Source organism: Vibrio sp. JCM 18905, assembly GCF_055393305.1.
Genome location: NZ_AP043879.1, coordinates 1,143,829 through 1,155,645, shown reverse-complemented (window position 1 = coordinate 1,155,645; position 11,817 = coordinate 1,143,829). Strand labels below are relative to the sequence as shown.

Annotated in this window: 14 protein-coding genes; 4 read left to right on the top strand and 10 right to left on the bottom strand. The window is 43.7% G+C overall.

The genetic code is table 11. The features are described from left to right. Window positions 1–45 precede the first annotated feature (45 nt). Window positions 46–315 (bottom strand): hypothetical protein, encoded by a 270-nt coding sequence (locus ACZ5ZC_RS13585; RefSeq protein ID WP_005390859.1) that lies wholly within the window; start codon window positions 313–315, stop codon window positions 46–48. 188 nt (window positions 316–503) lie between these two features. On the opposite strand from ACZ5ZC_RS13585, the gene mnmA reads away from it, so the two are divergent. From mnmA to purB, 3 genes are all read left to right on the top strand, one after another. Further along, a complete protein-coding gene (gene mnmA, locus ACZ5ZC_RS13580; RefSeq protein WP_005390857.1) occupies window positions 504–1,628 on the top strand; it encodes a tRNA 2-thiouridine(34) synthase MnmA in 1,125 nt (374 codons plus the stop codon). Window positions 1,629–1,638: 10 nt separating this feature from the next. Further along, window positions 1,639–2,256 carry a high frequency lysogenization protein HflD gene (gene hflD / locus ACZ5ZC_RS13575; RefSeq protein ID WP_005390855.1) on the top strand — a complete coding sequence of 206 codons (618 nt, stop codon included), beginning with the start codon at window positions 1,639–1,641 and terminating at the stop codon, window positions 2,254–2,256. Window positions 2,257–2,403: 147 nt separating this feature from the next. Beyond that, the gene (gene purB / locus ACZ5ZC_RS13570) at window positions 2,404–3,774 is read left to right on the top strand and encodes an adenylosuccinate lyase (protein ID WP_005390853.1); all 1,371 of its coding nucleotides are present in this window, start codon (window positions 2,404–2,406) and stop codon (window positions 3,772–3,774) included. Between the two features lie 115 nt (window positions 3,775–3,889). Here the strand turns inward: purB and ACZ5ZC_RS13565 are convergent, their stop codons facing one another. From ACZ5ZC_RS13565 to htpX, 9 genes are all read right to left on the bottom strand, one after another. Further along, a complete protein-coding gene (locus tag ACZ5ZC_RS13565) occupies window positions 3,890–4,423 on the bottom strand; it encodes a DUF3833 domain-containing protein (protein WP_373925398.1) in 534 nt (177 codons plus the stop codon). Then, complete coding sequence (locus ACZ5ZC_RS13560; RefSeq protein WP_054867768.1) at window positions 4,423–5,016, bottom strand: chalcone isomerase family protein; 594 nt, start codon at window positions 5,014–5,016, stop codon at window positions 4,423–4,425. Before ACZ5ZC_RS13560 ends, ACZ5ZC_RS13565 begins: the two co-directional genes overlap by 1 nt. Further along, the gene (locus ACZ5ZC_RS13555; protein WP_046874769.1) at window positions 4,976–5,488 is read right to left on the bottom strand and encodes a DUF2878 domain-containing protein; all 513 of its coding nucleotides are present in this window, start codon (window positions 5,486–5,488) and stop codon (window positions 4,976–4,978) included. Before ACZ5ZC_RS13555 ends, ACZ5ZC_RS13560 begins: the two co-directional genes overlap by 41 nt. A gap of 6 nt (window positions 5,489–5,494) precedes the next feature. Next, complete coding sequence (locus ACZ5ZC_RS13550) at window positions 5,495–6,751, bottom strand: SAM-dependent methyltransferase (RefSeq protein ID WP_054867767.1); 1,257 nt, start codon at window positions 6,749–6,751, stop codon at window positions 5,495–5,497. Next, on the bottom strand, window positions 6,745–7,563 hold the full coding sequence (locus ACZ5ZC_RS13545; RefSeq protein WP_074191109.1) for a DUF1365 domain-containing protein: 819 nt from the start codon (window positions 7,561–7,563) through the stop codon (window positions 6,745–6,747). The genes ACZ5ZC_RS13550 and ACZ5ZC_RS13545 overlap by 7 nt, the downstream gene beginning before the upstream one ends. Window position 7,564: 1 nt before the next feature. Next, window positions 7,565–8,875, bottom strand: coding sequence for an NAD(P)/FAD-dependent oxidoreductase (locus ACZ5ZC_RS13540; protein WP_464931983.1), 1,311 nt, complete (start codon window positions 8,873–8,875; stop codon window positions 7,565–7,567). A gap of 12 nt (window positions 8,876–8,887) precedes the next feature. Next, window positions 8,888–9,613, bottom strand: coding sequence for an SDR family oxidoreductase (locus ACZ5ZC_RS13535; RefSeq protein WP_006743053.1), 726 nt, complete (start codon window positions 9,611–9,613; stop codon window positions 8,888–8,890). Further along, window positions 9,610–10,029 (bottom strand): nuclear transport factor 2 family protein, encoded by a 420-nt coding sequence (locus ACZ5ZC_RS13530; protein WP_005390833.1) that lies wholly within the window; start codon window positions 10,027–10,029, stop codon window positions 9,610–9,612. Before ACZ5ZC_RS13530 ends, ACZ5ZC_RS13535 begins: the two co-directional genes overlap by 4 nt. Window positions 10,030–10,252: 223 nt before the next feature. Continuing rightward, complete coding sequence (htpX, locus tag ACZ5ZC_RS13525; RefSeq protein ID WP_005390832.1) at window positions 10,253–11,122, bottom strand: protease HtpX; 870 nt, start codon at window positions 11,120–11,122, stop codon at window positions 10,253–10,255. Between the two features lie 471 nt (window positions 11,123–11,593). Between htpX and ACZ5ZC_RS13520 the strand changes: the two genes are divergently transcribed. Continuing rightward, window positions 11,594–11,797, top strand: a complete 204-nt coding sequence (locus ACZ5ZC_RS13520; protein WP_162860661.1) for a hypothetical protein — start codon at window positions 11,594–11,596, stop codon at window positions 11,795–11,797. The last annotated feature ends 20 nt before the right edge of the window (window positions 11,798–11,817 follow it).

The following is an 11,817-nucleotide window of genomic DNA, read 5'->3' as shown; positions in this document are numbered from 1 at the left end:
CAATTATAGCAAACGTTTGCTAGCCACTTTTTTCTTCTAGACTCCTTATTCACCTTCCATAAAACTTAGATCTGGCAGTTGCTCAAGGTGCTCGCAGTAACGCTTTAGGTTGAACTCACCTTCATTTTTCATCACATCGAAAATTTCAATCGACATGGCACATGCCATCATTGCAACCGCTTCTTCTCTAGGTGTCCCTGTCATCATTAAGCGCATTAGCGTCTCTTTAACTTTTAATGGATTGCCGTCCTCAAGTTGGTTTTCAACAATTTCAATCAACTCGGCTTCTTGCATAAACTGGTTTTCTTCGGTCATTTGGACTTTCCTCTTGGATTTTTGACAACTATGCCATATATACCTCTTCTATACTTGCGAAATTGCCCGTTCGAATTTCTGTTGAAGAAAAATGCAGCGAAACGAATTGTGATTTCGATCTCGGATCTGTCACCGGTCTGTGGATTCTGATAGAATCTGCATCCCGTTTATTTAAGTGGTGTTTAGTAATGTCTGATAACAGCCAAAAGAAAGTCATCGTCGGTATGTCCGGCGGCGTTGATTCATCTGTTTCTGCGTATCTTCTCAAGCAACAAGGCTACCAAGTAGAAGGCCTGTTCATGAAGAACTGGGAAGAAGATGACAACGAAGAATATTGTACAGCAGCAGAAGATCTTGCTGATGCTCAGGCAGTATGTGACAAGCTAGGCATTCATCTACACACCATCAACTTTGCTGCCGAATACTGGGATAACGTATTTGAGTACTTCCTTGCTGAATACAAAGCAGGTCGTACACCGAACCCTGACATTCTTTGTAACAAAGAAATCAAGTTCAAAGCGTTCCTAGAATTCGCTGATGAAGTGCTTGATGCTGACTACATTGCAATGGGTCACTACGTACGTCGCTCTTTCCCGGATAACGGTGAGAAACCAGCGATGTTGCGTGGCCTAGATGGCAACAAAGACCAGAGCTACTTTCTATATACACTCAGCCACGAACAAATTGGCCGTAGCCTCTTCCCTGTTGGTGATTTAGAGAAACCTGAAGTACGCCGTATTGCGGAAGAGCAAGGTTTAGTAACAGCGAAGAAGAAAGACTCGACAGGTATTTGTTTCATCGGTGAGCGTAAATTTACCGACTTTCTAGGTCGTTACCTTCCTGCTCAGCCTGGTAATATCGAAACGCCAGAAGGCGAAGTGATCGGTCAACACCAAGGTTTGATGTACCACACATTAGGTCAGCGTAAAGGTCTACACATCGGTGGCCGTAAAGGCGGCGGTGGTAACGAAGAGCCATGGTTTGTTGGTGAAAAAGACCTAGAGCGTAACGTGCTAATCGCAGTCCAAGGTAAAGACCACCCGATGCTAAAATCAGAAGGTCTACTTGCGTCACAACTTCACTGGGTAGATCGTGAGCCAATTCGCGATGTTATGAAGTGCACAGTGAAAACTCGTTACCGTCAGGAAGATATTCCTTGTACAATCATCCCGATCGATGATGAAAACATTAAAGTGATCTTTGATGAACCACAAATTGCAGTGACGCCTGGTCAATCAGCAGTGTTTTATAAAGATGACGTATGTCTAGGTGGCGGCATCATCGAGCAACGCATTAAATATTCTCAAGCTTAGGAGTCGTTACGTGGCGAATACACTTTATGACCGTACTATCGCTTTCGCTGGTATTTGCCAAGCTGTCGCTTTGGTTCAACAAGTTGCGAGAAACGGGCATTGTGATCAAGATGCTTTTGAAACATCAATCAAAGCTATTTTGAGCACAAACCCTGCTAACACCGTTGGCGTATTCGGTCGCGAAGCCGATCTAAAGCTCGGTCTGGAGTGTCTGGTTAAAGGGATTGATAGCACCCCATCAGGCAGTGAGATCACTCGTTACATCATTAGCTTGATGGCGCTAGAACGTAAGTTAAGCGCTCGCAACGATGCCATGTCCCAGCTTGGTGACCGTATCCAGATGGCCAAGCGCCAGTCAGAGCATTTTGAACTGCTAGATGATCAAATGATCAGCAATTTAGCGAGCATCTACTTGGATGTTGTTAGCCCTATTGGACCACGCATTCAAGTAACAGGCACGCCTTCTGTACTGCAACAAACGGCCAGCCAACACAAAGTCCGTGCTCTACTGCTATCTGGCATTCGTAGTGCTGTTCTGTGGCGCCAAGTAGGCGGTAAACGTCGTCATCTAATTTTTGGCCGAAAGAAAATGGTCGAACAGGCTCAAATCCTGTTAGCCAGAATGTAGAATACTTTGCTAGCTCGCGTTTATCGCGAGCTACTTTTTTTCGAATAAAACAAATCCCGCGCAAACGTTTGCGCAATATTCGTGACAATTGCCACAGTTATTGGTATAACGCTCACGAAATTTAGAAACCCAATTCAGGAGAACATCATGGAACTGTCAGCATTGACTGCTGTTTCACCAGTAGACGGCCGTTACGGAAGTAAGACGATTGCGTTACGCGAAATTTTCAGCGAGTACGGTCTACTAAAATACCGTACTATCGTAGAAATTCGTTGGCTACAGAAGCTAGCGGCTACTGCTGAAATTGCAGAAGTGCCAGCATTCAGCGCAGAAGCTAACCAATTCCTAGACGACCTTGCTGCTAACTTCTCTGAAGAAGATGCACGCCGTATTAAAGAAATCGAGCGTACAACTAACCACGACGTTAAAGCGGTTGAGTACTTCTTAAAAGAGAAAGTAGCAGACGTTCCTGAACTGCACGCTGTTAATGAGTTCTTCCACTTTGCATGTACTTCTGAAGACATCAATAACACCTCTCATGCGTTAATGCTAAAAGAAGCACGTGAGCAAGTGATTCTTCCAGAAATCCGTAACCTAATTGACGCTATCAAAGCACTCGCAGTTGAATACCGCGACATTCCTCTTCTATCTCGTACACACGGCCAGCCTGCTTCTCCATCTACAATGGGTAAAGAAATGGCAAACGTGGCGTACCGTATGGAGCGTCAATTCAAGCAAATCGAAAACGTTGAGATCCTAGCGAAAATCAACGGTGCAGTAGGTAACTACAACGCACACCTTTCTGCTTACCCAGAGCTAGATTGGCACAAGTTCTCTGAAGAATTCATTACAGAGTCTCTAGGCGTAACTTGGAACCCTTACACAACACAAATCGAGCCGCATGATTACATCGCTGAGCTGTTCGACGCTATCGCTCGTTTCAACACTATCCTGATTGACTTCGATCGTGACGTTTGGGGTTACATTGCATTAGGCCACTTTAAGCAAAAAACCATTGCTGGTGAGATCGGTTCTTCAACAATGCCGCACAAAGTTAACCCAATCGACTTTGAAAACTCTGAAGGTAACCTAGGTCTTGCGAACGCAGTATTCGGCCACCTAGCACAAAAGCTGCCTATCTCTCGTTGGCAACGTGACCTAACTGACTCAACGGTTCTACGTAACCTTGGTGTTGGTGTTGGCTACGCAATCATCGCTTACACTTCTACGCTAAAAGGTATCAGCAAGCTAGAAGTAAACCGTGAAGCACTTCTTGCTGAACTAGACAAGAACTGGGAAGTACTAGCTGAGCCAGTACAAACAGTTATGCGTCGTTACGGCATCGAGAAGCCATACGAGAAACTAAAAGAGCTAACTCGTGGTAAGCGTGTAGACGGCGAAGCAATGCGCAACTTCATCGACGGTCTTGAGCTTCCAGAACACGAGAAAGCACGTCTGAAAGAGATGACGCCAGCGAACTACATTGGTCAAGCGGTTGAGCTGACAGATAAGCTGTAATCACACCTTGATGATCTGCAATTGAAAAGGTTGACGTGAAAGCGTCAACCTTTTTAGTTAGGAAGAAATAATTTCGGTTATTTGGTAGTAATGCAGAGGATAAACCCCTCAACTGTTATGGCTGTTTTTGGAAGAATAAGGTTATTGTCCCGACCTCTATACCAAACTTTTTAATTTTGGTGAGGTTGAAAACATGCTTCTCGTCCTGACGATAAAGCCAATCATCAAAAGCGACCGTTACTGTTGAGTCATCCATTTGCAACTCAAAGTCATACCGCCACTGCAACGCATTGCCTTGCTCTGCCCCTGTTGCTACACCAATAATATCCTCTGCTTTACCTTCATAGCGTCCATCTTCTAATTTGGTAATAACCCAAATTCGCTGGTCAACTCCTCCATCATCAAACACAAAGTCTTCCACCAGCGTCAACGTGTTACCTTCCACAGTACCCACAATGTCGACTTCAAAACGACGAGTTTGTTGTTCAGTGTAATCTTGGACCATCCCCCACGCCTTTGTTTCGCCTTCAAAATAGCCGAATAAATCAAAAGTCGGTGTAGAAGATTGATAATTATCGATATCTGCTGAGCATGCTGAAAGTAGGGCCGCAGCGACCAAGGCGATTGATTTTAAAATCCGTTTAAACACTATCTAACCTGTCCTATTAATTGTTTTCGAAGTTTCGGGAACTCTGTATTAGGTGACAACCATATAGACAAAAACGCATCGTTCATTCGCTCATCTTGAACGAAGCCGACTGTCTTAATTTGTGCAATACCAGCTTGTCGGTAAAGAAGCTGACCAGTTTTACCATCGGTTAAGTAAGTAAGCTCATCGCCTTTTTTTATATCAGGGAACATACGGTTTAGTTCACTGATCCAACTTTTTCGATATGGTTCAGTAAAACCAAGTTTTGCCCATTGCTCATCAGTTACATCAAGCAACTGCTGCTTGCTGATGTCTCTTTGATAGTTAATCTCCAATGCCAGAGGGTGTGGTGATACATCGCCATTTACAATGAACTTTCCATCAGGTGCTCTTAGTCGAGACTGATATATATCGAAGATGAACCATGTGAGTTGTGCCTCACCGACGGTTTTCCACCCCTCCCAACTCGACATCTTATCTGCGTTTTCACTGTTTCCAACTGACTGAGCTTGTAGAGCAAAGGAGCCCATAACTACTAGAGAAGCAACTACCTTAATCAGCCTCTGGGTTAAATCTCTCTTCAAGCTTTTCATATCCGTATACCTTGAGTATCAAAAGCGTCATGGCAAACCATTCAGCAAATAGAATGACCAACGTAACGCTGGTATTAAATCCATATTCAACGACTTGGAGCTTGTAACCGGCGTAGTAACTGACGGTTCCTCCAACGCCACCTACAATTGATACGTAGATTTTTGGGAAACGGTACAAAACAGGCTTGAGCTGATAGGCATACCAAGAGAACAGAACCCAAAGGCACAACAACCAAATGGGTAACCATTGTGTTGGAAAGACAAAAACAGAAAACTGTTGATTGAGCGTATCGAGCACTACACCCGCCAAAACGATACTCGCGATGTGCTTCAAGGCAGAAGCGTCCGTCCTCCAACAATAGACAAGAGTAATAAATGTTAAGATCAGTGTTAGCCACTGCCATTGATAGGTCCCAAGCACTGCAGAGAACCAACAGAGCTGGAACCATGTAGAGGCAATCAGCAACTTCATAACGGTTTAAGGTCGCTGGAATGTCATGTGAACGGCACTGATACTTCGAGCTAAAAAGCCACCTTCACAATAACTAAGGTAGTAGCGCCACATGCGGACAAAGCGGTCGTCATAACCGAGAGAGCGTACGTGATCTTCAGCTTGATTAAATCTAGAGTGCCACTCGCTCAAGGTTTTCGCATAGTCCAGACCAATATCAAATAAGTCTCTCACCACCAAGTCACTGTATTTGGTCGCAGCTTGAGTTAAAGATGTAACCGAAGGTAAAAAACCACCTGGAAAGATGTATTTCTGGATAAAGTCAACGTTGTTACTGTAGTAATCATAACGCTGGTCAGCGATAGTGATGGCTTGAATTGCCATTAAACCACCCGGCTTGAGTAATGATTGGCATTGCTTGATGTAGGAAGGCAAAAATTGTTTTCCAACCGCTTCGATCATTTCTATCGAGACTAACTTATCGTAGTGACCCGAAAGGTCTCGATAGTCTTGTTTTAATAGAGTGATCTTGTCACCCAAATTTCGCTCTCTAATTTTTTGTTCAGCGTAAGCATGCTGCTCTTCAGAAATCGTCGTTGTCGTTACATGACAACCATATTGCTCTGCCATGTAAATGGCCATAGCACCCCAACCTGTACCTATCTCAATCACTCGATCGGATGGTTGAAGCTCAAGTTGCTGGCACAAACGATCCATTTTGTTGATTTGCGCTTGTTCCAAAGTATCGTTGTCTTGCACATATAAGGCCGATGAGTACAGCATGTTGTCGTCTAAAAATGACTCGTACAAATTGTTGCCCAAGTCGTAATGCGCATGAATGTTTTTACGAGAGTTCTCTTGAGAATTGCGGTTGGTCCAATGACTGAACTTGTACAGTATTTTAGTCAGCCAACTTCCTTTCTCTTCAAGTTTATCTAGCGCTCGCATATTGAGAGCCATAAGTTTCATTAACGAGGTTAGATCCGGGCTGTCCCACCAACCATCCATATAAGCCTCACCCGCTGCAATGCTGCCACCTTGCAAGATTCGCGAGTAAAAGCCAGGATGCTTTACCTCAATCGTCGCCACAACAGGCTGACCGCTGTATTCACCGTTGGGCGCATTAAAGCGCTCGCTTCTTTCTTTCGTTTCCGTCTTAAAGCTTTCAATAACAGTTAAGCAGCCGATTTCCATTTTTTGCAGACATTGAAAAATAACTCCGCGAGCCGCCTTTTGTGTTGTCGTCAATTTGCGCGGCAATGTCATAGAACTGGTATTTAACATGCAGAATTCTCCTTGTGCTTTTTATTTTTTTTGTCTGTTTTTTTAGTGTCGGCTTCTATTTCGTCGTGTGTTGAATATTTAGGATGAGAATAAAAAGGCGCGCCTTTCACCCAAAGTTTTAATGCGTGCCAATAAATACCAACCATTACTTTTACCGTCTGTATTGGCGTAACGATCAAACACTTCAATAAGCTTTTGCTCGAAAACACTTGAGCTTTCATTGTCATCGTCGCATCAAAGTGCTTTTCGCTTTTGTGGCATTCAAGATGAATCCTTAACTTGTCCGTCAGTGGTTTAATCTTCCAGTGATACTGTTGGTCAATTGGATTAAACGGAGAAACATGAAAGGCTTTCTCTTGTTCCCATCCAAAGTTTTCATCGTTTTGCTCAGCAGCGACTGCGTAGTAATGACGCTCGTTCCAAGGTGTATTGCTGACTTCAGCTAAGAGGTATTTCCATTCCCCTTCTTTGTTATAAACGTAGTAGAAATTCACCGGACTAAAATAAAGTCCTAAATAGCGCAAATGACAAACAGCGATGACTTTGCCGGTACAACGAACACCTGTTAACTCTTCAATTTTGTCGTGTACGGCCACCTTTAAACAGCCCTCACCAACATAGTCACTGCGTTTAAAGCGTGCCCAATGCCACCAACGAGAGCCAAAACCCCAAACTTTTTCTTCTAGTTTTTTTAGCTCATCGACGTCAATAGCTGGCATAAACAATGAGTAGTTCAATTCATGTTTTATCGGCGTGAACCTGCGATGTCGAACGTTGCCAACAAACAACTGGCTGTTCATTTGGCTATCCATATCACGCTGCACCTTTTTCTAAGTTGACAGCAGTTTGAACGCGATATTTCTCTTCAAGCCCTTTCACTACGTCCAATGCGCTGCGAACGCCATCCTCATGGAAACCGTTGTACCAATAAGCGCCGCAGAACCAAGTATTATTCAGCCCTTGCACCTCTTCTTTACGTTGCTGTGCAGCGATAGAGTCGGTGGAGAACACTGGATGGTGATAGGTAAACGTCCGTAATACTTTGCTCGGTTCGATCTGCTCAGTGCTATTTAGCGTGACACAGAATGTGTGCTCAGATTGAACATGTTGGAGAATATTCATGTTGTAAGTGAGCGAAGGGAGATGTTGCTGTTCGTCTTCACTGCCCTCCAGTAGGTAGTTCCACGAAGCCCACGCCGCTTTACGCTTTGGAAGTAAACTCGTATCAGTGTGAAGCACCACTTCATTCGCTTGATAAGCCATATTACCCAGCACCTCTTGCTCGACTGGGCTAATGTCACCTAACATGTTCATCGCTTGATCACTGTGACAAGCAAAGATGACATCATCAAACCAGTGCATTTCACCGTTAACTTTTAAACCCACACCATTCTCACTACGGAGCACTTTTTCTACCGGACTATTGAGTCGAATTTTATCGATAAAACCTTGAGTCAAAGGTGGAATGTACTCACGAGAGCCACCTTTAATTACATACCATTGCGGTCTGTTAGTGACATCAAGCAATCCGTGATTTAAGAAAAAGCGAAGGAAAAACATCAGCGGAAATGCGCGCATGTCCGCTAGAGTCGAAGACCAAATTGCAGCGCCCATCGGCAAAATGTAGTTATCTGAAAAGAAAATACTGAAGTTGTGCTCATCAAGAAACTCACCTAGCGTCTGAGAATGACTCGATTGTTTGCTAGCAACGCTTTTGGCAAGTTTGTTGAAACGAAGGATCTCGAAGATAAAACGATAGAACTTAGGATTTACCCAATTGCGCTTTTGAGCAAATAATGTCGACACGGTATGACCGTTATATTCCAAGCCATTGCCGTCGTTTCTTACGCTGAAGCTCATCTGGGTTGGCAATCCTTCGACACCAATCTCGTTCATCACTTTGATGAAATTAGGATAAGTGCGATCGTTGTAAACGATAAAGCCCGTATCAATCGCATATTCTTTACCATCGAGTTTTACATCCACCGTCGCGGTGTGCCCGCCAATGTAATCGTTAGCTTCAAATACGGTGACATCGTGCTCTTTATGTAGATAGTAACCACACGTAAGGCCAGAAATTCCGGTCCCCACAATCGCTATCTTCTTTCTTCCTGCTGTTTTCATTTTTATTCCTTCTTATGACACGAGTTTAGCAGTTAGGCGAGCTTGCCAACTGTATGGAAGTAACGAGATAAAACGTAAAATACTGGTAAACCTCGCGGGGAAATAGATGTGAGTCTTGTTGGCAGCCAACTGTTTTCTGATAGAGTTCGAGGCTTGCCGCGTAGAAATAATCATCGGCATTTCGAAGTCATTTTTGTCAGTTAACGGGGTCTCCACAAAGCCTGGGAACACGGTCACCACTTGAATGCCCTTCTTCTTCAAATCAACAGCTAATGTGCGAGCAAAGTAGCTCACAGCGGCCTTAGAAGCGCCGTAGGCTTCAGCCCTTGGTAACGCGACTTCTGAAGCAATAGAACCCACGATAACGATGCGATGCCCTTTATCTAAGTGTGGTTGGCAACCTTCTACGCAGTTGGCAACACCAACGACGTTTACATTCATCACACGCGCCATGAGTTTCGCGTCAACCACACCGTTGTCCATATACTCACAATCCCCAGCATTAAAAACCCAGGTACTCGGCGTGAAAGGCAAACTGGACAGCGCCTGCTGAGTTTGTTCATGGTTTGTCACGTCAAACTGCAATGTATGGATATTAGAAGAAGCAGCCCCCAATTCAGCAAGAACGTCTTTGTTTCGCCCACAAGCAATAACGCTCCAATCAGAGTTCGCGTAATCTAAAGCCAGTTGCTTCCCTATTCCGGAGGTAGCGCCAGTGATTAAGATAGTATTGTTCATTGTCCTAACCTCTGCTTGATAGTTTTTACGACTGAGCCAAGTAAAGGTAAGTTTTCGTAAAGCATTTCTCCGAGATCAAAGTAATCTCGGTGATAAATAACTTGGCCTTCGCTGAATTTAAGATGCGACACACCATTAACGAGAATAGGTGCACCTTTTTGAAGTTTGGGATGCTGAAGATCCATGGTCCACGTTAGGAAGCCAGTATCTCCGACTTGTTGATGTTCGTGGATAACAAAGTCACAGCTTATGACGTTGGCATATAATGATGTGAAGTAATCTGAAAGTGCAGGCCACCCCTCTAAACGATGAGCAGCATCTTCAAAGACGACATCTTGGTGATATACGTCTTTAAGCAGATGTAAGTTCGCTTTATTCAGCTTTTGATAGATATTGCCAACAGACTGTATGTCCATGTGTTTACTCCTACATGCCCATCAAGTTGTACAAAATTATTATATGTACAAGATAGTTCATTCCTTAAAAGTTGTACAAAAATTATTTTGTATAACTTTGTTTCTGTAGGTAGATACGTGATGGATCTCGCAAGCGATCAATCGATCAAAAAAAAGCTTGGTCAAAACCAAGCCTTTTCAGGAAATTAACGATTACTTTCGCGTGCGCTGTCAGTTTTTACAACTAGTATTGCTGACTACGTAACGCTGCAATACGTTTATCTAGCGGAGGGTGGCTCATCAGTAGCTCAGTCAATGACTGCTTGCCATTGATACCGAATGCCATCATTGTGCCATCAAGTTGAGATTCGTGACTCATCTTCAAACGTTCCAATGCCGCGATCATTTTCTCTTTACCAACTAAGTGAGCAGCACCTGCGTCGGCATGGAATTCGCGATGACGGCTGTACCACATGGTAATAAAGCTTGCCAAGAAACCAAACACTAGCTCAAGCACCATAGATACACCGAAGTAAACCATCATGTTTGTACCTTGACCTTCTTCATCATCGTTCGATGCCACAATATTGGCGATAAAACGGGATAGGAAGATAACAAACGTGTTCACAACGCCTTGCATCAATGTCATCGTGACCATGTCACCATTTGCAATATGGCTCACTTCGTGGGCCAGTACCGCTTCTGCTTCATCACGAGTCATATTGTGTAAAAGGCCAGTGGAAACCGCGACAAGAGAGTCATCTCGCTTTGCCCCCGTCGCGAATGCATTGATATCTGGTGAGTCATAAATAGCCACCGTTGGCATACCAATACCCGCTTGCTGAGCTTGACGACCCACAGTTTCGACTAACCAATGCTCAGTTTCGTTACGCGGACTTTCAATGACCATACCGCCAACCGAGCGCAGTGCCATGCCCTTTGACATCATCAACGAAATAAGTGCACCACCAAAACCAAATATGGCGGCCATAACTAGCAAACCAGAAAGACTGCCAGGTTGCATTCCAGTGGTAGCGTAAACAATATTCAGAACAACACTAAGCACTAGCACGACAGCTAGGTTAGTTGCTAGGAATAACATAATTCGCTTCATTACTTTTCTCCGAGGAAGCTTATCGTTTTTTAAAACGGATTGTTATAAGGAACAGGTGGTAATCGCTGTAAAAGCCAATTCCGCTAAGTTTCATGCTCCGTGCGTTATAGATATAGTCTATCCGCGATAAAAACAAGGTTAAGCAATAAATTGCAACATTTGTTTTCGAGACTGAAAGATTATGTTCAAGCGATTTCTAGGCACGTGCTGATAAAAGCCATTACCTCCATTCATATTCATTCCTTTCCGTAATGAAAAGTACTTTGAATCGCACCTCATCTATCAATGGATGACCTTGATGTTAAATCTATCACCTCTGGGCAACTTAGCTAGAAATATTTTACTAGACCAAAAACAGTATGTTAGCCCCGCTATAGACTTTGGTCTTATTGTGCGGCGACATGGACATGCTAGATTCAAGTGAGATGAACAAAACAGAGCCACTCTAAGTACATTAAAAAGGTACATTAGGTGAGCTCGAAACTTCCATGTATTGAGGGAAAAACCATGGTAGAAACTAACGACTATCAAATGGCTATTGATTTACTACGTTGTCATCTAGGCATCTCAGAGGATGAGGCGAAGCAACAACTTGGTATTTCAACCGATCATCATATGTCTCAGCGTGTTGCAGAAACACAGCAAGCATTGATGGGGCTTAGCCAAGATAAGTAATCTGATGTTATAGATTACAC